General features: G+C 39.8%; 21 protein-coding genes and 2 pseudogenes. 5 read left to right on the top strand and 18 right to left on the bottom strand.

What is annotated here, in order from left to right; translation table 11 throughout:
• Positions 1-79: 79 nt before the first annotated feature.
• Entirely contained in the window at positions 80-727 is a 648-nt protein-coding gene (locus D1970_RS06805; protein WP_119112135.1) for a TetR/AcrR family transcriptional regulator, read from the bottom strand.
• 342 nt (positions 728-1,069) lie between these two features.
• Here D1970_RS06805 and D1970_RS06800 point away from each other — a divergent pair, with 342 nt between their 5' ends.
• Positions 1,070-1,234 carry a class II fructose-bisphosphate aldolase gene (locus D1970_RS06800; RefSeq protein WP_259339588.1) on the top strand — a complete coding sequence of 55 codons (165 nt, stop codon included), beginning with the start codon at positions 1,070-1,072 and terminating at the stop codon, positions 1,232-1,234.
• A 56-nt stretch (positions 1,235-1,290) separates the two neighbouring features.
• On the opposite strand, the gene D1970_RS06795 is transcribed toward D1970_RS06800, so the two are convergent.
• The gene (locus D1970_RS06795) at positions 1,291-1,740 is read right to left on the bottom strand and encodes an FCD domain-containing protein (protein ID WP_246370290.1); all 450 of its coding nucleotides are present in this window, start codon (positions 1,738-1,740) and stop codon (positions 1,291-1,293) included.
• Here D1970_RS06795 and D1970_RS06790 point away from each other — a divergent pair.
• Positions 1,649-2,140 (top strand): annotated as a pseudogene (locus D1970_RS06790) (GntT/GntP/DsdX family permease); the annotation flags it as partial. The gene D1970_RS06795 and the pseudogene D1970_RS06790 overlap by 92 nt on opposite strands.
• A gap of 179 nt (positions 2,141-2,319) precedes the next feature.
• Here D1970_RS06790 and D1970_RS06785 read toward each other — a convergent pair.
• From D1970_RS06785 to helD, 6 genes are all read right to left on the bottom strand, one after another.
• A complete protein-coding gene (locus D1970_RS06785) occupies positions 2,320-2,808 on the bottom strand; it encodes a methylated-DNA--[protein]-cysteine S-methyltransferase (RefSeq protein WP_119112134.1) in 489 nt (162 codons plus the stop codon).
• Positions 2,792-3,709: a DNA-3-methyladenine glycosylase family protein gene (locus D1970_RS06780; RefSeq protein WP_119112133.1), complete on the bottom strand. Its 918-nt coding sequence runs from the start codon at positions 3,707-3,709 to the stop codon at positions 2,792-2,794. The genes D1970_RS06785 and D1970_RS06780 overlap by 17 nt, the downstream gene beginning before the upstream one ends.
• Positions 3,696-4,265, bottom strand: a complete 570-nt coding sequence (locus D1970_RS06775) for a bifunctional transcriptional activator/DNA repair enzyme AdaA (RefSeq protein WP_119112132.1) — start codon at positions 4,263-4,265, stop codon at positions 3,696-3,698. The genes D1970_RS06780 and D1970_RS06775 overlap by 14 nt, the downstream gene beginning before the upstream one ends.
• Before the next feature lie 29 nt (positions 4,266-4,294).
• A complete protein-coding gene (locus D1970_RS06770; RefSeq protein ID WP_119112131.1) occupies positions 4,295-5,065 on the bottom strand; it encodes an isocitrate lyase/PEP mutase family protein in 771 nt (256 codons plus the stop codon).
• A gap of 133 nt (positions 5,066-5,198) precedes the next feature.
• Positions 5,199-5,390 (bottom strand): hypothetical protein, encoded by a 192-nt coding sequence (locus D1970_RS06765; protein ID WP_142920997.1) that lies wholly within the window; start codon positions 5,388-5,390, stop codon positions 5,199-5,201.
• Between the two features lie 11 nt (positions 5,391-5,401).
• Entirely contained in the window at positions 5,402-7,750 is a 2,349-nt protein-coding gene (gene helD / locus D1970_RS06760) for an RNA polymerase recycling motor HelD (protein WP_119112129.1), read from the bottom strand.
• 191 nt (positions 7,751-7,941) lie between these two features.
• Here helD and brnQ point away from each other — a divergent pair, with 191 nt between their 5' ends.
• The gene (brnQ, locus tag D1970_RS06755) at positions 7,942-9,294 is read left to right on the top strand and encodes a branched-chain amino acid transport system II carrier protein (protein WP_119112128.1); all 1,353 of its coding nucleotides are present in this window, start codon (positions 7,942-7,944) and stop codon (positions 9,292-9,294) included.
• 218 nt (positions 9,295-9,512) lie between these two features.
• Here the strand turns inward: brnQ and D1970_RS06750 are convergent.
• The 3 genes and pseudogenes from D1970_RS06750 to D1970_RS06740 form a co-directional block, all read right to left on the bottom strand.
• Positions 9,513-10,454 (bottom strand): annotated as a pseudogene (locus D1970_RS06750) (L-lactate dehydrogenase).
• A 31-nt stretch (positions 10,455-10,485) separates the two neighbouring features.
• The gene (locus tag D1970_RS06745) at positions 10,486-12,102 is read right to left on the bottom strand and encodes a lactate permease LctP family transporter (protein WP_119112127.1); all 1,617 of its coding nucleotides are present in this window, start codon (positions 12,100-12,102) and stop codon (positions 10,486-10,488) included.
• Positions 12,103-12,759: 657 nt separating this feature from the next.
• Positions 12,760-13,722, bottom strand: coding sequence for a helix-turn-helix transcriptional regulator (locus D1970_RS06740; RefSeq protein WP_119112126.1), 963 nt, complete (start codon positions 13,720-13,722; stop codon positions 12,760-12,762).
• A 110-nt stretch (positions 13,723-13,832) separates the two neighbouring features.
• Between D1970_RS06740 and D1970_RS06735 the strand changes: the two genes are divergently transcribed.
• Positions 13,833-14,312, top strand: coding sequence for a GyrI-like domain-containing protein (locus D1970_RS06735; RefSeq protein WP_119112125.1), 480 nt, complete (start codon positions 13,833-13,835; stop codon positions 14,310-14,312).
• A gap of 22 nt (positions 14,313-14,334) precedes the next feature.
• Positions 14,335-14,799, top strand: coding sequence for a DUF8821 family protein (locus tag D1970_RS06730; RefSeq protein WP_119112124.1), 465 nt, complete (start codon positions 14,335-14,337; stop codon positions 14,797-14,799).
• A 224-nt stretch (positions 14,800-15,023) separates the two neighbouring features.
• Here D1970_RS06730 and rlmH read toward each other — a convergent pair whose 3' ends face one another.
• From rlmH to walK, 7 genes are all read right to left on the bottom strand, one after another.
• Complete coding sequence (gene rlmH, locus D1970_RS06725; protein WP_119112123.1) at positions 15,024-15,503, bottom strand: 23S rRNA (pseudouridine(1915)-N(3))-methyltransferase RlmH; 480 nt, start codon at positions 15,501-15,503, stop codon at positions 15,024-15,026.
• A 90-nt stretch (positions 15,504-15,593) separates the two neighbouring features.
• Positions 15,594-15,755 carry a CxxH/CxxC protein gene (locus D1970_RS06720; RefSeq protein ID WP_119112122.1) on the bottom strand — a complete coding sequence of 54 codons (162 nt, stop codon included), beginning with the start codon at positions 15,753-15,755 and terminating at the stop codon, positions 15,594-15,596.
• Positions 15,756-15,937: 182 nt separating this feature from the next.
• Positions 15,938-17,161: a S1C family serine protease gene (locus D1970_RS06715; protein WP_119112121.1), complete on the bottom strand. Its 1,224-nt coding sequence runs from the start codon at positions 17,159-17,161 to the stop codon at positions 15,938-15,940.
• A 116-nt stretch (positions 17,162-17,277) separates the two neighbouring features.
• On the bottom strand, positions 17,278-18,072 hold the full coding sequence (locus tag D1970_RS06710) for an MBL fold metallo-hydrolase (RefSeq protein WP_119112120.1): 795 nt from the start codon (positions 18,070-18,072) through the stop codon (positions 17,278-17,280).
• A gap of 6 nt (positions 18,073-18,078) precedes the next feature.
• Positions 18,079-18,867: a two-component system regulatory protein YycI gene (locus D1970_RS06705; protein WP_119112119.1), complete on the bottom strand. Its 789-nt coding sequence runs from the start codon at positions 18,865-18,867 to the stop codon at positions 18,079-18,081.
• A complete protein-coding gene (locus D1970_RS06700; protein ID WP_119112118.1) occupies positions 18,848-20,173 on the bottom strand; it encodes a YycH family regulatory protein in 1,326 nt (441 codons plus the stop codon). The genes D1970_RS06705 and D1970_RS06700 overlap by 20 nt, the downstream gene beginning before the upstream one ends.
• The gene (gene walK / locus D1970_RS06695; protein ID WP_119112117.1) at positions 20,170-21,996 is read right to left on the bottom strand and encodes a cell wall metabolism sensor histidine kinase WalK; all 1,827 of its coding nucleotides are present in this window, start codon (positions 21,994-21,996) and stop codon (positions 20,170-20,172) included. The genes D1970_RS06700 and walK overlap by 4 nt, the downstream gene beginning before the upstream one ends.
• Position 21,997: the final 1 nt, after the last annotated feature.

The following is a 21,997-nucleotide window of genomic DNA, read 5'->3' as shown; positions in this document are numbered from 1 at the left end:
CTATTATCTTCCAAAAATAAGTGTAGAAACAAGCATATCCATACTTATGAATAAACCTGCTCTACATTTTCTTCATAACTTATTCATCATTTGGAGACTGTCCCATCAAGATATCTAGGATATAATCAAAGCTTCCTTTTCTAGCTCCAAGAGTAGTCTCCATAATGCTGATGAACGCCTTTGCCCTTTTCATCGCTTCATGTGGCTGCCATTGAAACAGTCCTTCATCAAATATTACTTGTGCAGAAGCAAGCAAGAACTCCATTGTTTCCTGTGGGTATGCTGTCACAAAAATATTTTCATCGATCCCCTGCTTAATTACATCTGTCAATATTGGTGTTAAATGTAGAATAGATTGTACTAAGCTTTTCTGATGCATTTCTGCATTGTTTGGCTGATGAATTTGTTCAATCATGTTTTCTTTGCTGCTTCCAGTTTTCGGCGACTGCGCTAAAAGAATCTGGTGCAATTTATCAATAACAGGAATATCGGGATTTGAGGCAATCTTTCTTGCTGCCGCTACATCTGCATCTACAATTCTCAAAATAATAGCATCCATTACTTCCTCTTTTGATTTGAAATAATGATAAAATGTTCCTTTTGCAATACCTATCTCCCGTAAAATATCATTAACAGTGGTTTTCATATACCCTTTAGAAACAAATAATTTTTCTGCAGTATCCAGAATTTCATTTTTCCGCTCTTCATGCCCTTTTACAATTCTCATAAATAAAGCCCTCCACGCCAGACCGACTACCGGTCTATTTTCATTATATGCCTAACCTCTAAAAAAATGCATTTTTATTTACCTAAAATTTATAGGGAAACGTAAAAAATTTTGCACTTTTCCATCCTTTAATATGAAAATTAACTAAACTATACATCAATTATCAGTACTTAACTAGACAACGTTATTGTTTTGATAATGAATACTCTCATTTTTTAATGGGCTAAACAAAAAATATCAGAAGAAGTGGAAGGTAATCATTCCTCTGATTTTAAAAATCGTTACTTATGGTATGGTTCACCACATTGAATCTAACAAGTGTGCGAGCAGGAAGGTACACCTGTGATTATCGCTCTAGGAGAACGTTTTTTTCCTACAGTAGATGTTGAAGGTTTTTCTACTATGATCAAAGCAATAGCGGAAAAAGTTCCGGTTTCACTGCATCTTGATCATGCCCATGAAAAAGAATCATTATTCGAGCAATCCGAGCTGGTTTCACCGCTGTAATGTACGACGGATCTAAATATGATCTTGATCCATCAATAGTGTGCTGAAGCTACTATTCATTTACTCATTACGTGCAGATAAAAGTTCAAGTCAGTTTCTAAATGTTTTTTCATCAAGATTTCAGCCTTTTCCCCATCTCTTGCCTTGATTGCCTTATAAATTTCTTCATGCTCATCAATAAGATGCGGACGATTATAGATAACAACAGTTTTTCTAAACAGATAAATAATGGCCTGCATCCGATCTATGATATCAATCATGACAGGATTATTACTTGCTTTATGGAAACTTTCATTGGCAGACATAATTTCTTCTTTAGTGCCCTTTCTGCCAATCTTTACATATTCGTAAAGTTTTTCAATTTCATTCTCTTTTAAAAAGTTTGCCGCACATCGTGCTGAGTATCCTTCTAGCACCTTTGGTCTAAATTTAGGTAAAAAAATGCCAGAAGTTATGCAATCACTTACTGAAGCCGTTAGCGGAATTGGGATGATCTTGTTAATCATTGCTGCTGGCGGTGCATTTAAACAAATTCTCATTGACAGCCACATCGACAAATATATTTCGGACATTATGGCAGGCTCTACTCTTTCACCTCTGCTTCTAACTTGGCTAATCGCAGCAATCCTAAGGATTGCTGTAGGTTCTGCAACAGTAGCAGGTATGACAGCCGCTGGTATTGCTGCACCTCTTGTCGCTTCAACTGGTGCAAGCCCAGAATTGATGGTACTAGCTGCTGGTGCGGGAAGTGTTACCTTCTCACACGTGAATGACGCAGGCTTCTGGATTTACAAAGAATACTTTAACCTAACCATTGGAAAAACCATTAAAACATGGTCTATCATGGTAACGATTATTTCTTTAGTTGGACTTGCTGGTGTCCTAATCCTGGATATGTTTATATAACTTATAAAAAAGGTATTGTTCTTCGGAACAATGCCTTTTTTGCATAAAGCCTATCTTTAAACCGATTTTTCGCCATCACTTATGGTAAGGTTTCATTCTTTTTAATCGAAAAACCTCATTTACTTGTGATACGGTTCTCCGTAGTGTATCTAAATGAGGTACTTTTGAGTTCATAAAATTTACTTATGTTCCTTGTTACAAGATTTCTCATGTTGAAGCAGCCACTCTTTTCTCCACAGACCTCCTGCATAACCAGTTAATTTCCCATTTGAACTGATTACTCTGTGACAAGGAATGACAATGCTTAACTTGTTTTTTCCATTCGCACTCCCTACAGCTCTGATAGCTTTTTCATTCCCAATGGAAACGGCAATATCCTTATAAGATCCCGTTTCCCCGTAGGGGATTTCTTTTAAAGCTTCCCATACAGTTTTTTGAAAGTCAGTCCCTTCAAATTGATAAGAGAATGTAAATTCATGGCGATCTCCTTTAAAATATTCGTCAAGTTGGTTATAGCATTCTACTAAAACCAGAGGAGTTTCAGCATGTAATAAATTCCCCTTTTTATTCTCCTCAGAGAACATAATGGAAATGATCACTTTATCAGTACCGATTATTTCTATCACGCCAATCGGTGATTCATAGTCTAATTTATATATTTTTGTCATATAAGGACCTCCAAAGATAATAGGTAGCATACGCCTGCCAACCTTCCCAATCTGCCGCATATTTTTCTATTTCTTCTATAGTAGGTTTCCTCTCAAGATCTAATAGATTCCTCAATGCATTATGAAGACCGACATCTGCAACAGGGAAGGAAGAGGTATAATGCAGGCATTTCATCATCACATAATCTGCTGTCCATGGTCCGATACCTCTTATCCTCATTAATGACCATTGTATTTGTTGATCATCTTTTTTCTGGAGCAATAATTCTTTTGTTAATTCGCCGTTTATCATAGCCTTAGCAATGTCAATAATATATTCTGCCTTCCTACTAGTAAATTGAAGTTTCCTTAAATCATCTACGTTTATTAAAGCTATTTTTTCAAATGAGGGGAATAACCAAAACGTGTCTCCTTCGAATGTCAGACTTTCGCCAAATTGTTCGACGAAGCGTTTCTTTAATGTGTAAGCAAATGTTAAATTAATTTGCTGTCCCATAATCGCCCACACTAACGCCTCAAATAAATCTGGAATACACATAATACGTAACCCATAATATTTATGAGCAAGATTCTTCAAAACTTTATCCTGGTTAGCTACTTGATAAAATGCCCCTAAATCCTGATCCAAATCATACCATTCCCAAATATACTCTGCTGCTTTTTTGCGAAAATGAATGGATGGGGGTCCTATTGGGAATTCAACTTTTATGACATTATTGATAAATCCAATCTTACATAATATCAAAGATTCTTTAACTTTTATTAGTTTATATACAGACCCCTCTTTAATTTGATGAAGCACTTCCAGGTTAGACCTGTCTAAAAAAATTAAACACTCTTTAAAATTAAATTCCTTAGGAGGATAAATTTCCATATAAGATTCATGATCAATCCAATTCATTTAGGTACTCCTTTCGATATTCACTAGGTGAACAGTGTTTTAAGCTTCGGAACACTTTATAAAAATTGGAAGGGCTCTGGAATCCCACCTCATAGCAAATCTCAAGGTTCGTCAAGGGTGTGCTTTTAAGAAGGTGAGCTGCTTTATCGATGCGTATTTTTTCTAAATAAGTACGTGGAGTCTCAGAAGTTTCTTGTTTAAATAAGCGTTCCAAATAAAAGGGACTTAAACCTACTTGATCGGCTATATCTTTTAATATCAAATTTTGCTTATAACGATTGATTAGGAATGCAATGACATTTCTAACAACCTCAATATGCGGGGATTGCTCAACTTCTGGCTGACATCTTTTGCAAGCGCGAAAACCGGCTTTTTCAACTTCAGTGATATCATAGTAAAATTCTACATTCATTTTTTTCGGCTTTCTTGATCTGCAGGAAGGACGGCAGTATATTTTCGTTGTTTTTACTGCTGTAAAAAATAGACCATCATATTTACGATCACACGCGATGATTTTCTCCCACATCTCTTCGAATGAAAGATTGATATTAGCCATGACACTCCACTATCCTTTCTGTACTAGTGCTAGTCCACATACAAATGGGAAGTATCCATAAACTCTACTAATTCACCAACATTCTTTTCTAAATAAGCAATCACCTTATCAGATAGGGCATTTCCAAAACTAAAACGTCTCACTCCTAATTCTTTAAGCTTAGTACAATTCGTTAGTCCACGTAAAGACAATACATTTAGTGGAGCACTTACATCCATTGTGATTTCTTTAATCTCATCATGCTCTATTAAACCAGGAACAAAAATCCCGCTTGCACCACTCTCAACATACGCTTTTGCTCGTTCAATTGTTTCAAATAGAGGATTTTGCTTTTGTAAATAAGTATCAATTCTGGCATTAATATAAAAATCTTTATAGCCATTATGATCTAACGCTGCTCTGATATTTGTTAAAAGTTCACAGTGCCAAGTTATCTCTTTTAATCCTTTTTGTTTTTTAAACGAATCCTCAATATTGATTCCTGCAACCCCTACATCAGCTGTCTTTAAAACATGATCAACAATCGTTTGGATATCTTCTCCATAGCCTGCTTCAATATCAGCGGAAACAGGAATTTTCACATTCCCTGCTATGGTTTTGATGATTTCTAAATGTCTGTCAAAATCAATCAATTCTCCATCTGCATATCCTAGTGAGTTAGCAATTCCCCAACTGGTCGTACCAATTGCTTTGAAACCTGCTTTTTCAAGCGTTAAGGCGGAAAGCAAATTCCAGGCGTTTCCTAGAAATAATATTTCCTTTGAAGAATGCAACTCATTGAATTTCTGAATCTTGTTCATTTTATTTCCTCCTAATGTTATTGGACCCATTTTAACAAGTAATTGAAATCCATTTCGTCCTCATTCTTGCTCTTATGGTCTGTCTTTAAGAGGACAAAAAAAAATGAAGCTACATGGTGCTTCACTTTTAAGTCTATTTCACTATACACTCATCACTAACTACCATATTTCCTTGTACTCCGTATATGCCCAAACTATCTTCTGTAGCATAATTTACCTCTAAATCTTTACCCACCTTAATGTATAATTCTTTTAAAATCTTATACATATCGGCTTCTTTTGCATCATGAACGCTCCTATTCTCTTTGTTGTTTACTCTTTTCACTATACCCAAAATTAGAAATTCGACTTAATACAGATGAAATTTTCCTGCAACGCCTTTTGCATAAATAGGCTCGGTTTTCCTACGCTATAAAGCTGCAGTTCATGCATCGCTCTCGTACAGGCCGTGTATAAAATTCTACGCAAGCTATCGTCACCATATATTTGCGCAGATACATTATAAATAATGACCGCTTCGAATTCGATCCCCTTTGCTAAATAAGAAGGGATAACCACAACCCCTTGTTCATATTCTGCTGAGCCATATTTCAAGAGCTTGATATCGTCGATTTTGGCCAAGGCCTCAAATGCGGCCTTACTTTCCTCCGCTGATTTACAAATGATCGCAATACTTTTATAGCCTTGACTTTGCAATGCCGCCACTTTAGACATAATGCAACGGTGCAATTCTGTATGATTCTTCACTTGTGTCAGTACTGGCAGCTCACCAGCACGTTCAAATGGAATAATTTTTTCACCATTCACAATGAGACTACGTGTAAATTCGATAATCGGCTTCGTCGAACGATAACTACGCGTTATGTTGATTACCTCTGTTTGATCCTCTCCGTATAAGTGGTTAAGAACTTGGAAATCTACTACTTCACTCGCATGGGCAAAAATGGCTTGATTAAAATCACCTAGTACTGTCATCTTTGCAGAAGGAAACAACCGCTTTAAAAACTCAAATTGAAATGGTGAATAATCCTGAGCTTCATCAATGAAGATATGCTTTATCGAACGATTCGTTTGAAAGCCTTGAATCAATTCCTGCAACAATAAAAATGGCGTCGCATCTTCATAATACAGTTTACCCGCTTCTAGCATTTGAAGTGTAGCTTGGCAAATCTCTACCCACTCCTCAGGTACTTCTCCTTCTAACCACTGTTGAATCAATAATAAGTCTGCAAAAAGCTGCTTATATATCCCTTCTATATCAATAAAGTCGAGCGCTTGAATTTGTTTTCTTAATGGCTTCAATTTTTGGCGAACGATTACTCGAATAAGCGCTTCATGATCCATCTCATAATCAGCCAGCTCTTCTCGCTCAAAGCCATTTTTCTCCGCTAAATACTTGTGAATTTTATGATAAGCCTCATTGCTAAGTAGCTCGATTTCCTCCTCTACCCACGACTGCCTACGTTCTATCTTTTCTATTTCTTTTATTTGATTCATTAGCCAATCCTTTAGCTTTTCCAGTCTGCTATGAAAGTCGAATGAAATATCGCCACTATAAAATTTCTCTGCTAATTGTTGCGCCGAAACTATTATTTTCCCTCTGAACTTTACATCTTTGAATAGCATGTCTGATTTTTCTAATGCTTCTCTGTATAATTTGATCACCTCAAAAAAACGACCAGATGCTTTAAATTGGATACCTTTAACCCTTGCATCATACGAAGAGGTATTCGCTGCCGTTAACACATACTCCAATTGGTCAAATGGATTTTCTATTTGGAATTCTTTACTCAAACGATGATCCAAATATTCCTGAAATGTAACCTGCTGCATATTTTCTTCACCAAGCTCTGGTAGCACGTTGGAAACATAGCTATTAAACATAGCGTTCGGCGAAAATAATATAATTTGGTCCGCTTTTAAACGATCACGATATTTATATAATAAAAATGCTATTCTCTGAAGCGCTGCAGATGTTTTACCACTGCCAGCTGCACCATGCACAACAAGCAAACGCCCTTGATCATGGCGAATAATACGATTTTGCTCCTGTTGAATAGTTGCTACGATACTTTGCATATACTTATCCGTGCCTTTTCCGAGCACCTGTTGCAAAATATCATCACCAATCGTGAGGCTCGTATCGAACATAGATTGGAGTTCACCGTCACGAATAACATATTGCCACTTTTTCTCTAGCTTTCCGTAAATCTTGCCCCCAGGTGTTGTATACTGTGCAGCACCTGGCTCGTAATCATAGTATACGCTTGAAATCGGCGCTCTCCAATCATAAATGAGGAAGTCCTCTCCACTTGCATCCATAAGAGAAGAAATGCCAATATAGATTTGTTCCTGCGCTGCATATCCCTCTTCAAGAAAATCAATTCGTCCGAAATAAGGCACTGTCTGCATGCGGCGTAACGTAGCTAATCGCTTTGCTACGCGACTATGCGTACTTTGGCTGACGGACAACGCTTGTGCTTCTTGTCTTAAGCTAATAACAGTTTCTAGAAAATCATCAAATGTATCTGTATTCACTTTGATTTCATCCCAAAAATGCTTGCGAATATTTACCACTTCGTTTCGGAGCTCCGACGTTTCCGATTCCAGTTGAAGTATTTGCTCTGTAATTACTTTCATGACACCATTCAATCGTTTTTGTTCTTGTTGGAAATCTACATTCATAACATTCACTCCTCGAAAAAATTTAAGAGTTGACTAATGAATAAATATCCTGTATAATTAAGATAGGGATAATATACACTTAAGTAAAATGTTTGTGCATATCTATATAAATTTACCACGTGTCTGCATTTTTTTCAATGTATTTGGCAGGTGTATTTTTTTTGTCCAAAACAACTAGAAGGAGCACAAGTATGCAACAAAAAATATCATTTTCTACCTATGCCATCATTGGTACGATGCTATTCGGAATGTTCTTCGGTGCGGGAAATTTAATTTTTCCGATTAAAATGGGGCAACTCGCTGGCACGAATTTTTGGCCGGCATTAATTGGCTTCCTTATAACTGCAATCGGACTGCCTTTCATGGGGATTTTAGCATTTGGTTTATCTGGGAGTAATGGATTACGTAATTTAGCAGGTCTAGTCCATCCACTATTTGGAGTCGTCTTCTCAGTGGCACTTTACTTAACCATTGGACCGTTTTTTGCGATTCCACGGACAGCAACGGTACCTTTCGTAGTCGGTTTTGAACCGTATATCAATCCAGTACATGGCAGTTTATATCTCGGGCTCTTTAGCTTAGTGTTTTTTGCCATCGTCTATTTTTTCTCTTTGAATCCAGCAAAAATTATCGACTATATCGGCAAATATTTAACCCCTGCGTTTTTAGTGTTTTTATTCATCTTAATTGTCATTGCCATCGTCAAACCGATGGGGCACTTCGGTAAGCCAACTGGTGACTATAGCGACTTAGCCTTTATAACGGGCTTTAAAGAAGGGTATAACACGATGGATGCTCTTGCGTCACTCGCATTCGGCATTGTTGTCATCCAGGCGATTAAGGGACAAGGCATCACCAATCCGAAAGAGATCGCGAAAACCACTTGGAAATCAGGCATTTTCGCCATGGTACTGATGATGCTGATTTATGGACTCATTACCTATATGGGGGCATCGAGCGTGTCGGCCATCGGGACATACGATAACGGCGGTTTAATCTTTGCTGCAGTGGCTCAGCATTATTTCGGATCATTCGGCTCCATTTTATTAGCAATTATTATCGTTCTAGCTTGTTTAAAAACGAGCATCGGACTTATTACGGCTTGCAGCGAGTTTTTTAATCATATATTTCCAAAAATAAGCTATAAATTGTACGTTCTAGTACTATGTCTTATGTCATTTTTCATTGCCAACTTCGGTCTAAACAATATCATTCAATATGCGGTACCCGTATTAATGTTTATGTATCCTTTAGCCATTGTTCTGATCTTATTAGCCCTTTGTTCATCTTTATTCGGCCATAAGCAGAGTGTTTACGCAACCACAATATTCTTTACTTTTTGTGTAAGTTTCTTTGACGGTTACAGCGCGTTTGTCGGCAGTTTACCAGGAGCGTCTCTCCCCTTATTCGAATCCATTAAATTATTCTACATGGATTATTTACCACTTTACGATATTGGGTTTGGCTGGATTTTACCAGCTCTAGTTGGTGCGTTTATCGGTTTTTTTTGGCCATCGAGCGATAAAAAAACTGCTGTTCAATAACCCAAGAAAGGAACCAGCTTAGAATAGCTCCTAAACTGGTTCCTTATTTTCTATTCTCCGTATTTTAATTCCTAGTGTAAAAAAACCTCATTTACTTATGATACGGTTCACCGTGATGTATCTAAATGAGGTTATATCTAATATAAATTTCCCCTTTAGTAATACTGTGATCGTATATCTTAACTTAATTGAAAGTGGCTTTACTTCAATTCATTAAATTACAGGCTCATCGTTTCTTTTAGCACTGAAACGGAATGGTTAAATTGTTCTTTTTCCTTTTCATTTAGCTCAATTTCAACTACTTCTCGGATGCCAGCACGGTTAATTACAGCTGGTACTCCAATATACACATCCTTTTGTCCATATTCTCCGTTTAGAAAGGCAGATACTGTCAGGATGCTGTTTTCATTATTAAGAATTGCTTTTGTAATCCGAACAAGTGACATTCCTATTCCATAATACGTTGCACCTTTTCGCTCAATAATCTGATAAGCAGCATCACGGACGTTAACAAAAATGTCATCTAGACATTCTTTTTTTAAATCTCCCTTCCGTTCCAAAACCGTATCGACATGCTCAATTCCAATCATGGCATGGCTCCAAACAGGAAGCTCTGTATCTCCATGTTCACCAATAATAGCTGCATGAACATTTCTTGTATCAACATTGAAGTACTTCCCTAGTGCAAACCTTAGCCGTGCAGAGTCTAATACCGTCCCTGAACCGATTACACGTTCTTTTGGTAATCCTGATTCTTTCCACGTTACATACGTTAAGATATCTACTGGATTTGTTGCCACTAAGAAGATTCCATTGAATCTATTTTCCATAATGCTTTTTACAATTTGTTTAAATATTTTCGTGTTTTTTTCAACTAATTCTAATCGTGTTTCACCTGGCTTTTGTGCCAAACCTGCAGTAATAACAACTAAATCCGCACTTTCACAATCTTGATATGATCCACTTCATACGTTTATTGGTGAAGGTGCGAACGGCATTCCATGATTAAGATCAATCGCTTCACCTTCAGATTTTGCTTCATTTACATCAATGAGGACTAATTCCTCAGCTACTCCCTGGTTAATCAATGAATACGCAAAACTGCAACCTACAGCACCTGTTTCAACTAGTACAACTCGATTTACTTTTTCTTTATTCATAATCATAAATCTCCCTTTGAGTGAAAAAAATTTAGAATATTAACCAGCTGATTATTCCAATTATTACAAGTAAGCCTATGCTATATTTAATTGTCACTTTAAATAATTCACTTTCTTTTCCTGCTATTCCAACTGCTGCGGCTGCAACAGCGATAGATTGAGGCGAAATCATTTTAGCCATTGTACCCCCCATTACATTGACAGCAACCATTGTTTCAGGTGCTATGCCAATTTGTGAAGCAGTGACAGATTGAAGTGGCGCAAATAAGGAACCGCTGTTTACAACACTGCCTGTTAAAAATACTCCTAACCATCCTAGCACTGGCGAGAATAATGGAAATACTGCACCTGTTGAAGCAAATGCTAAACCGAGTGTTGATGACATACCAGAGTAAGTACAAATGTAAGCAAAAGCAAGTACACTACAAATGGTTAGGACTGGTGACAATAATTCTTTTGCAGTTTCTTTTGTAGTGTCCAACAGTAACTTACTGCTGCAGCGAAAGAGAATGCTTGCGAAAATGATTGTAAGGATAATTGCTGTTGTAGTAGATGAAAATAAATCTAATTTAAATACTGCAGCATATGGTGTATCTTGTGGAACTATTGGTGCATGTTTGATGACTGTGTTGTTTAATCCTGGAATGGGCAGCAATAAGACTAACTTTTCTAAAGGGCCGCCAGGTATAAATAAATTTTTGAAAAATGGTAAATTAAACAAAGTAACACATAGGGTTAAAAATACAAAAGGCATCCAAGCATAAGCAATTTTCCCAAAAGAGTACTTAACCTGCCTATCAACCGTCTTCACTTTATTTACACGGAAAATCTCTTTCGGTTTCCATACCTGTAAAAAAAGCGCTAGTGCAACTAAGCTCACAATTGCAGCAAAGATGTCTGCTAGTTCTGCACCTAAGAAAGTTAGAACCATTGCCTGTGTAATTGCAAATGAAACACCGCTGACTAAAACTGCCGGGAATGTTTGTCTAATCCCTTTCAACCCATCAATGATAAATATTAGTAAGAATGCAACTACAATACTTAATATGGGAATGACTAATGCCGTATACCTTCCAACAACAAGAGCATCTAAACCTGTAAGGAGTGAGGGGACAGTTACTGGAATACCCATTGCTCCATATGCACCCCCAGCAATGTTTGAAATCAAACAAAGACTTGCTGCATATATAGGACTAAATCCAAGTCCTACTAAAATGGCTGCTGTTATCGCAACAGGTGCTCCAAATCCTGCAGCTCCTTCCAAAAATGCTCCGAATGAAAAGGCAACAATAAGAGCTTGCAATCTTTGGTCGGCTGTTATAGAAGATATACTATTTTCTATAATTGCAAATTTGCCTGTTTTTTCGGTTATTTTATAAAGGTAAATGGCAGCAAACACAATTGATGCTACCGGCCATATACCGGCTAAAGCGCCATATACAGCAGACATCAGAACTAAAATAATAGGCATCTTATAAATAAAGACTGCAACAATTCCTGCTACAATTATGCTGTAGAGTCCTGCAATATACCCTTTTAATTTAAAAACTGTCAGCATTACAATAAAAAAGAGGATTGGAATGGCAGCTATTATAGCTGACAACCAAATGTTACTCAATGGATTATATACTTGCTCCCATACATTCATGCTGTTCAACTCCCAGTTAATAATGAATCCTTTTTATTATTACCAACTAATAAAAAACAATGATTCATACTGTAAAATACTTCACAATTAAATCAAAAAATAGTTTTATTTTCTCTATTAATATTGGTTTTACTATTGTTACGGTAACAACGTTGGTTCAACATCATGTTTGTGGATTATTTCACATTATTTATGAATAAATTATGAACTATTAATTATTGGCAGCTGTTATCTTCTTCACCTTAAATGAATTTTAGGGAGAAGTTTTTATTCAGGGTGAAACAATCCTTTTCAATACCTTGCGGCATCTCTTTTAGTTTCAATAAAATTCCACTAGCGAGGAAAGTACTAAATAAAGACTGAAAAACAAAAAAACAAAGGACTTTCACCCTTTGTTTCTTTGTTTGAATTTAATGACAAAAAACCTCATTTACTTATGGTACGGTTCACCGTAACACATCTAAATGAGGTTTAACCTTTATTTACCAAAATGAATTTAATAGAAATTCAATAAAGAACAGTACTGTATAAAAATGCTATTACCCTTTTAAAGTATTTACAACATTCAGAAATCCTTATCTTTTCTGGGTGTGAGAAAATAAAGGGTAACTGGCAACTGGCCAAGCTCAAAATTATTTGGGTTTTAACTGGCACTGCTTATGGGCAGAATAAGCATACTCTCTCTTGTAAACCTTCTAAGACTTCTTCTGGAACTTCCCTGGCCTTGATATCCCCACCTAGGAAAAGTAGCCAATTTGTTATTTCGGTCAATTCTTCGGGGTTATTAACATTGATAAAAGTCTTTAGAATGGCTGTGGTTTGGTAAGGATTCGTATAGGAAATTGAAACTTTTAAAGGATGGTATTTTTTGAACTGGGCAATCGCTTTTGGACCAAGTTCAAGGACAAGGTTGATTACTTCTTCCTGCTTACTTAGTTTTTCGAAAATCTTTTTCCTACTTAATCTTTTTTTCGTCGGGTACAGTTCGACATTGGTGAGATTGTCGACAGGAAAAATCTGCTTCTTTTCTTCCTTCAAGTCAAAGCCTTCAATCAGCCAAAGGCTTTTTTCACGATAAAGGTGCAAAAGATAAATTGGATAAGACTTTATTACCTTCTCTTCTTTGATGGTAATCAATAAATAGCTATCCAAAAGAAGGATTTGGATGAGTTTTTCTAACATGGGATGGGGGAGGTCTGAAAGATCAAGCAGGTCAGGATTATTGGGGTTGGTCCCTTCAAAAAGCAAGATTTGATTTAAAAGAACAAGGTCATCTTGCTGGTTCTTTGAGAGGAGGCCTAATAATTTTTCAGATAACGAATGACGACTCTTTAGATAGGGGAGTTGTTGATTTCTTGTGGCCATAAAGGCAATAAAAAGAGCTTTGACCTCATTATCGGTAAAGCGGACAACGGGCAGGACAGAGTTATGCATGACAAAATACCCCCCATCCCTTCCAACTTCAGCGACAAGTGGCATCCCCATTGCCTCAATTTCTCTGATATCTCTAATAGCTGTCGAACGTGAGATGTTAAATTCTTGCATGATTTCAGAAATTGTAAAGTGGGCGCGGTTGTTGATATACCGCATGATGATATTAATCCGTTCAACTTTTTTCATCGGGACCTCCTAAACAGTATCATTTTTTGACATGATTTAAGGCTATTATAAACTCATCAAGTGAAAAGACAAATCATTTGATTAATTTAAAAAAGAGGAAGGTTTTGAATATGGAAAATTATACCCTTGAAGAAAAAGACAGTTTTACCGTTTTAGGTATTGGAACTGAGCTTAAGAGCGATTACACAGACTATGCTGGAATAAACAAGGAAAAGGCAGACTTTTGGCAGGCCGTCAGCCAAGATGGAAGGCTTAACATGTTAAAAGCCGTAGCCACAAATGACTACATTTTTACCGTAAATGAAGCCGTGAATAACAAGATGATGCATTATGCTGGCGTCATGACAGAGGCATCATTACCAGAAGCATCCAGAGTGATTCAATTTCCTAAAGGAGAATACCTGGTTGTAAAAGGGGAAGCAGCGACGGCTGGTGAATTGAGTAATATGCTTACTGGTATTGCCTTTAGTCAAGTCTTGCCAGAAGCAAAGAATTTTGCCTATGTTGGCGGACCAAATACGTCGGTTGAGATGGGGCAGCGAAACAGCTTAGTATTTGGTGAAATGTGGATTCCGGTTGTTAGGAAATAAAGAAATATAAGGAGAGATGGAATTGTCCTATACCGTTGATTTTAAAAATGTTTCTACAGTTGGTTTAGAGCCTTCATCTGTAGTAGAAGCGCTTGCTGGTTTACGTGCTAATGAAGCCCGTTACTTTATGAACAAATACAAGCATGAATTTACGGTTGTACCAGCTAGCGAGACCTGCGAGACCCTTGATTATGTGAACCGAATTTTGAAAGAAGAACGTGATATTGAGTTTGCGGCCAAACCTTTAGAAACGTCGCGTTTTCAAGTGGAAAATATCAAATTTGCCTACGTCTTTTATGAGGATGGTCTTGCGGTCAACGTTATGTATACAGTTGATGACCCTAAGAAGCGGGCCGTTGGTTTTAAGCTTTCTGAGGGGATGGAGGTACCAAAGGAGCTAGAAGGGAAGTTTAAGTTTGCTAGGCAGAAGTCGAAACTAGCTGGAACAATTCGGGGCTCGTATTTTGTAATTAAAGGAGAATATTAAAGTAAGCAAAAGCGCAAGTGGAGGAATCCGGCCATTTTTTGTACTTGGTCATTCTTTTTCTTCATTTGGATAAGAAAATCCTGATTGAGCAAAAAAAATTAAATTCATCGCAATAGCAAAAACAACCATTCATGCAACAAGTGTTCATCTAGGCATTCAAATAACAAAACAGCACCTCTCCATCAAATTAGAGGGTGCTGTTACTTTTTTTGCAAAAACCTCATTTACTTATGATACGGTTCCCCCCGATTAATCCTAAAAGCCCGATAGACTTGCTCCACAAGAATGAGGCGCATGAGCTGGTGGGGGTAGGTCATTTTGGAGAAACTGAGGTGCTCGTTGGCCCGGTTGAGGACTTGGGCGCTTAGGCCGAGGGAGCCGCCGATGATGAAGGCGACTTTGCTTTTGCCGTATGTAGCAAGTTTGTCGAGGCTTTCTGCTAGTTCTTCCGATGTCTTTTGCTTTCCGTTGATCGCCAGGGCGATGACATGAGCATCCGGGGAGACTTTTGCCAGGATTCGCTCTCCTTCTTTATTTTTGACCTGCTCCATTTCCGTTTCGCTCAGCTCTTCTGGCGCTTTTTCATCCGAGACTTCGATGATTTCCACCTTCGCATAGCCGCTGAGTCTCTTTAAATATTCATCGATTCCTTGCTTTAAATACTTTTCTTTTAACTTTCCAACCGTAACGATTGAGATATTCACAAGTCGTCCCCACTTTACAAACAGTTTACAAACACGTTATCCACAGAAGTTATCCACATATTCACATCGCTATCCACATTTGGTATGCGATCATCCGTTCGCCACAATATATACAGCAGCTTGTCCACAATATCCACAAGTGGCGTTCTCGTTGTCCACGTCCTTGATTTTCTCAAGCTTTGGAGCTGTTTCATACTCATCTACCGCTTCATCCAGCGCCAATTCGACATGTTCTTCGCAGCAATACTTCATTTCTTCCTCCTCCTTTTCATTCATTTATAATTTTCATTTCGCCCTGATCCAAACCGCTTTTTCATAAATTAAATTATCCACAATCATTTTAACATAAACCTTCACTGTTATTATCTCCGTAACCTGCGGATATCCACAAAAAAACAGGGAGCCTTTGCCCCCTGCCTTTATCCACAGACTGCCTACTCGACATTCTCGACAAGCGTCATTGTGGTTTTATTCAGCTTACCTTCACGGTAGTACTTAATCTCAAGCTTATCGCCGATTTTCTTTTTATTGTACAGATGCTTACGCAGATCAATGACATCATTCATTTTCTCGCCATCCATCTCTACAATAACATCGAGCTCCTTGAGGCCTGCTTTGTCCGCCGGTGATCCTGGCACAATGCTCCTCAAGGCGACCCCGTAGTCAACATCCTTCGGCAGCTTCAATGCTTCCTGCTGATAGAAGGCGGGGATTTCGTTCACAGCACGCATATCGACACCCATGTAAGGGCGTTTGACATCGCCAAACTTCTCAAGGTCATCAATAATCGGCTGGGCGTAATTAATTGGTATGGAGAGGCCAATACCTTCGACAGCCTGCTCGGCAATCTTCATGGAATTAATCCCGACAAGCTGGCCGGCAATATTGATCAATGCGCCGCCGCTGTTTCCAGGATTGATCGCTGCATCTGTCTGGATAACCTCAGCTTGCCAGTCAGGAACGCCATCCTGGTCGATATCAACCGGAATGGTCCGTTGTAGTCCGGAAATAATCCCCTGGGTGACTGAACCTGAAAACGTCGATCCAAGCGGATTGCCGATTGCAATGACAGGTTCGCCTGCCTTCAAAGCTTCTGAATCACCAAATTCCACGGCCGTCTTTACTTTATCGCCTGCCACTTCCAAAACGGCAAGATCGGTCCAACGGTCGCTGCCGCGCAGCTTCGCAGGTAGTTTTGTCCCGTCTTTCAGGGTAACTTCAAGCTTGGCCGCACCTTCGATTACGTGGTGGTTCGTGACAACAAAGGCTTTGTTGCCTTCCTTTTTATAGATAACACCAGAGCCGGTAGCACCTGCCCCTTCCTGTGCGCCTTCTTCCCAAAAATTAGATTGCTGGATATTTGTAATGCCTACGACAGCAGGTGCAGCTTTGTCCACTGCCTTCGTAATGTCAGTTTGCACGTTAAGAGAAACATTTTGAGATGTTCCATTTTTTTGTTTGTCCTTTGGGACAACTGCTGACTGATTATCCGGCACTACATCATACGGAAGAAAATCCATGTTAGATAGTGTTGGAATGGAAGATATCACTAGAAGGCCGCCAACCAGCGCGCCGCCAAGACCCGCCAAAAAGATGCCGCCCTTTTTTCCTTTTTGCCGCTGTGAGCGGTTTTGGTCCTCTTGATCATAATAACCCAAATTATATCAGCCCTTTCATTGTAAACAACGACTGTAGATTACTCTCTTCTTAACCACATTATACAATGATATCAGCAAAAATCTACCGAAAACCCTTTCGCCTTCCCGCGAGCCTGCTAGACTGCTGTAAGAGCGGTAGGGATCTTTGGATCGGTATCATAGAGGCTAAACTGTTCCCCGATGATGATGCCCTTGCTTTCCAGCGTTTGCTGGACAGACATTCTTGCAAGATCCTTCATATTATTATCGAGGCTGAGATGGGCAAGGTAAAAGCTCTTCGTACGATCACCTGCTACCTCACTCATCGCGAGTGCGGCATCTTCATTCGATACATGGCCAACATCGCTCAATATCCTGCGCTTAATATTCCATGGATACCTGCCCATCCTCAGCATTTGGACATCATGATTGCTTTCGAACACATAGGAATCAGCATTGGAGATAATTCCTTTCATCCTGTCGCTTACATAGCCAGTGTCAGTTACCAGCACAAGCTTTTTCCCTTCATGGTGAAAAACATAAAACATTGGCTCAGCGGCATCATGCGAAACTCCGAATGATTCAATATCGAGGGAACCGAAACTTTTGACCGTTTCCATATCGAAAGTGAACTTCTGGTCAACCGGAACCTCACCGATCAAACCGTCCATCGCCTTCCATGTTTTTTCATTCGCATACACGGGCAGCTTATGCTTTCGGGCAAGGATGCCAATTCCTTTAATATGGTCGCTGTGTTCGTGTGTCACAAAAAGTCCAGACAAATCCTTTATATCGCGCCCGATTTCCTTGAAAAGCAACTCCATCTGCTTCCCGCTCAGTCCTGCGTCAACCAGAAAAGAATGTTCCCCATTCTCTACGTAGATCGCATTTCCCGTACTCCCGCTCGCGAGAACACTAAAATGCAAAGTCATATTCTCTCACTCCGTTGCTTTATTTTCTTCGCTGTCAAACTGGATAACCTGGCCTTCAAAGCCTTGGACGAACAAGCTTTCCTTGCCATCGACGATGATCCGCCAAGTAGGGGCGAGCACCTGTGATGCTGCCAGCTGGACAAGCGTCGAATAGCCCAGCTCAACCTTAATTTTGCTCTTTGGCTTCAACAATCCTTTTTTATACAGTGTTTCAATCGCTCCTAGCGCCGGAAGCACTTCCTGCCGTTCTGACAGTTCTTCCTGAAATACGAGGTAGGTTTGGTCGTAGGCATAGACCTCATTTTGGGCATTAAGATGGAAAGTCAGCTTTCCGTTCAGATTGTGATACATCGTCTTATCTTTATACTGCTGGTAATAGATGATCGTCTTAGTTGCATCATCCTTTTCCCAGAATTGATATTCAGCTCCATAGGCAACGAAGCCTTTTATATAAGGGCCAAGCTCTGACGGATCGAATTTCCCACTCAGTTTGATTGGCTTTTCCAGCGTGACTCTTAAGGTTGTCCCATCCCCGCCTGCCTGTGGAAGCTTCCCTGAAGGCATTTCATCCTTAGAAAAAACCTTTGGCTTCACGCTGATATAGCGTTCTTTTTGCAGAACTTTAGGCAGCTCGGAATATTGAATGTCCTCGTTCTTAAGTTTGTCCTCGATCGACGCTTCCTTCAGCAGTTCATATGTGGCCTCATCCTTTGTGTTAAGGAACTGATAGACAAGATAAATATCAAGGACGAGAAAGGATAGTATAAAAATGGTCTTAATTCTGCTCCAGTCCATTCTTCCTTCCTCCTTCCCCTTTATGAAGCGCCCGCCAGTCTCCGTCATATTCGTAGAACCAACCAGGCTCAAGCAAAATTAACGAAGCGTCATCAGGATCCATTGACATATAATAGCCGAGGGCCAAGTTCGTAACGAGTTCCGGCCTGATTCCCTGCACTTCCTTCAGGAGTGTAACAGCTTCCCTGCCTGAAGGAAGAATGGCCTTCGTAGGGTCGGGATTGATTGGCAGCTCTAGGTTAAAGCTAGGGCGCTCATATGTGCTGATTTCTGTCTGCCCCCATGACTGCCTGATTTCTGACATCCCGTTTTTGTTAAAAACCGGATAGCCTTCCTTGCTGTACATCCTGAAAACAACACGGTGGTTAAAATCATCTTTATACTCGTAACGGTAGGCATCTGTCCAGCCGCTGTGCATATTGACAAAATCAATGCTTTTCTGTAAAACTCCGGATGTTCCGATTACAGATTCGCTTTCACTAAGCAAATTAACAAAGTCAATCATCTTTGTCCCTGTATTTACAATCATCCTTCTAGAGGTATCCGTATATTCTTCCCCCTCCGCTACAAGACTTTTCTGAACAAAGCTTGGGTCGGCAAACAGGGCATTCATCAATTTTTCAGGTTCGAGCGGATTGCTGTAATAAGTATATTTAGCCATTTCCGTCTGTTCTTCCGGTAAATAGATCACCTTGTTGCTGCCCGCCTTGTAAGGGAAATATTCTCCCATCCTGGCGTAACTTTTATGGAAAAGCGCTGAAAACTCTTGAATCGCAGCAGGATTTACATTTGCAACATAAGCACTCTGATTCTTCGCAGAATAAAAATACACGATTCCTTCCTGCTTCTGTGGAGTCTGTGCCGGAACGATAATCCGGTCAAACTCGAACTTGGGCAGGTTTTCCTCTTCAAAGCTCAGCACGCGATTATATAATTCAGCTGGAACCCCAGCCGGGAAAATAATTTCCGTGTTCGCCTGCCGGGATATCATTTCATTCAATTCGGAAAACCTTCCTGAAAACTTCCGGGCATTGTAGAATTTCCACTTACTCAGCAATGTGACAGCCTTGTCAATATCGTAGTTGTCTGTCGTGCCGTAATGCTTTCCGCCTGTGTTGATCATCAGCTGTTGAGGCCTGACAATTTTCTTGATTTCCCGCTTTGCACCCAGTGCCACTTCGTTGGCAGTCTTTTCATTTTCCATCGTTTCGTACATTGGCTGAAAGGTCCAGATGCTCCATGTAAGGACTCCGCTTAAAATCACCAATACGACTAAAATGCCTGTTTTAATATTATCGTATGTCATGACCACTCATCCTCCGCTGTCGAATCATATGGAAGCATAAAGAAGATGGTCGTCCCTTTGCCTTCGATGCTTTTCGCCCAGATATCGCCTCCGTGCGCATTAACCATCTCCTTGGCAATGGCAAGCCCGAGGCCTGTTCCACCAAGTTTCCTCGTCCGTGCCTTATCCACCCGGTAGAAACGGTCAAAGATTTTCTTTAGGTTGTCTTTCGGGATGCCTACGCCTTCATCGGATATGCTGATGATGATCTGTTCGTCTCTTTCCTCTGTCCTGAAAGTGATCCGTCCGCCCTCTGGTGAATACTTCATTGCATTGGAAATGATATTGTCGAGTACCTGTGTGATTTTATCTTCATCCAGCTCAACGAATGTCGTTTTATCCGGTATTTTACGGATGAACGTGACATTCTGGTTTTTCGTCAGTTCAAACCTGTCAATAATCCGGTTAAAGAACACTGGGAAATCGACCCACTCCTTGGAAAGATGGTAATCTGTACTGTCCATCTTTGATAGCTGAAGCAGATCGTTGACAAGCCTGATCATCCGCTCCGTTTCCGTCTGGGCAGTTTGAAGGAAGTTAGGAGCTATTTCTTCGTCTTTCCACGCTCCATCAGTGAGCGCCTCCAGATAGCTCCTCATCGTTGTCAGCGGGGTCCGCAGCTCATGTGAAACATTGGCCACGAATTCCCGTCTCTCCATATCGATTTTTTCCTGCTCGGTAATGTCGTGGAGGACCGCTATTAAGCCGTTAACAAAACCGCTGTCCTTTTGGATGACCGAAAAATTCGCCCTGAGGATGAATGGCTCGTTTTTCGTACTGTAATCAAGGATAACGGATTCTTTTTCCTGAAGAAGGTCTTCAAGTGTGTAGTCTTCTTCAAGGCCGAGCACCGATACAATCGGAGCTGAAAGGATTGTTTCACGTGAAACATCCAGCATTTGGGCAGCAGGGTCGTTGACAAGGATGATCCGTCCCTTTCTGTCGGTGGCAATGACACCGTCTGTCATATAAGAAATAACAGAGCTTAGCTTGCGCTTTTCACCTTCAGTCGTTGCCTGTGCCTCTTGCAGCTTTTTCGTCAAGTTGTTAAAAGTCAAAGCAAGCTGACCAATTTCATCGTAGCCATACACTTTAACCTTGCGAGAAAAATTGCCGCGTGTCATTGCAAGCGCCTGTTTCTTCATATCGGAAATCGGCCTTGTGATCGTCTGGGCCAAAAGCGTTCCCAGCACGGCAGTAAACAGGAGCGCAAGCGCGGTCCCTGTTGCAAGAATTTTATTGATTTCTTTCATTTGTGAAAAGATATTATCAACCTTTGCGACAAGATAAACGGCACCAATTACTTCTTTATCGGAATGGATTGGGGTGGATTGTACCCAGACCCTCTTCCCTGTTTTTGCATCAAGCACAATGTCTCCCTCATCCTTGTCGACGACAATGGATCGCTTGATTTTCAGTTCGGTTGTCCTCTGTCCTACAATCCCCTGATTATTCTGATCCGAAGTACCAATGATCCGCAAGCTTCCCCCATCAATTACCCTGATCTCGGATATATCAGAGGACTTGTAGTCCCGGAGAATTTTCCTGATACCTTCTTCCTTTGTGGCATCCTGTTTGCCGCGCTCCTTGTCCATTTCTTCTTCAATATCATAAACGAGCATGTTCACGCGCTGTTTTAATGAATTTTGATAGTTGGTCATTAGCGTATCTTCAAGTTTGCGCACAAAGTAGACGCCGATAATTTGCATGGCGACAAGGATCAGGAGCACATAAATGATGACAAACTTTAAATGGATGGACCGAAAAAAGCCAACCTTTTTCATT

Origin of the sequence: Mesobacillus zeae, assembly GCF_003570705.1 — a bacterium.
In the GTDB taxonomy this organism is placed as follows: domain Bacteria; phylum Bacillota; class Bacilli; order Bacillales; family Cytobacillaceae; genus Mesobacillus_C; species Mesobacillus_C zeae.
The sequence above is the reverse complement of the archived record's forward strand: the minus strand, read 5'-3'. Positions and strand labels throughout refer to the sequence as shown.

Excerpts from the sequence above, each read along its gene's own strand:
- D1970_RS06780 (WP_119112133.1), bottom strand. The coding sequence starts at position 3,709 with ATGAATTGGATTGATCATGAATCTTATATGGAAATTTATCCTCCTAAG.
- D1970_RS06805 (WP_119112135.1), bottom strand. The coding sequence starts at position 727 with ATGAGAATTGTAAAAGGGCATGAAGAGCGGAAAAATGAAATTCTGGAT.
- D1970_RS06720 (WP_119112122.1), bottom strand. The coding sequence starts at position 15,755 with ATGAAGTATTGCTGCGAAGAACATGTCGAATTGGCGCTGGATGAAGCG.
- D1970_RS06795 (WP_246370290.1), bottom strand. The coding sequence starts at position 1,740 with ATGATTAACAAGATCATCCCAATTCCGCTAACGGCTTCAGTAAGTGAT.
- D1970_RS06740 (WP_119112126.1), bottom strand. The coding sequence starts at position 13,722 with ATGAAAAAAGTTGAACGGATTAATATCATCATGCGGTATATCAACAAC.
- D1970_RS06785 (WP_119112134.1), bottom strand. The coding sequence starts at position 2,808 with ATGACAAAAATATATAAATTAGACTATGAATCACCGATTGGCGTGATA.
- walK (WP_119112117.1), bottom strand. The coding sequence starts at position 21,996 with ATGAAAAAGGTTGGCTTTTTTCGGTCCATCCATTTAAAGTTTGTCATC.
- D1970_RS06705 (WP_119112119.1), bottom strand. The coding sequence starts at position 18,867 with ATGGACTGGAGCAGAATTAAGACCATTTTTATACTATCCTTTCTCGTC.
- D1970_RS06735 (WP_119112125.1), top strand. The coding sequence starts at position 13,833 with ATGGAAAATTATACCCTTGAAGAAAAAGACAGTTTTACCGTTTTAGGT.
- D1970_RS06770 (WP_119112131.1), bottom strand. The coding sequence starts at position 5,065 with ATGAACAAGATTCAGAAATTCAATGAGTTGCATTCTTCAAAGGAAATA.
- brnQ (WP_119112128.1), top strand. The coding sequence starts at position 7,942 with ATGCAACAAAAAATATCATTTTCTACCTATGCCATCATTGGTACGATG.
- D1970_RS06700 (WP_119112118.1), bottom strand. The coding sequence starts at position 20,173 with ATGACATACGATAATATTAAAACAGGCATTTTAGTCGTATTGGTGATT.
- helD (WP_119112129.1), bottom strand. The coding sequence starts at position 7,750 with ATGAATGTAGATTTCCAACAAGAACAAAAACGATTGAATGGTGTCATG.
- D1970_RS06710 (WP_119112120.1), bottom strand. The coding sequence starts at position 18,072 with ATGACTTTGCATTTTAGTGTTCTCGCGAGCGGGAGTACGGGAAATGCG.
- D1970_RS06745 (WP_119112127.1), bottom strand. The coding sequence starts at position 12,102 with ATGAATGTATGGGAGCAAGTATATAATCCATTGAGTAACATTTGGTTG.
- D1970_RS06775 (WP_119112132.1), bottom strand. The coding sequence starts at position 4,265 with ATGGCTAATATCAATCTTTCATTCGAAGAGATGTGGGAGAAAATCATC.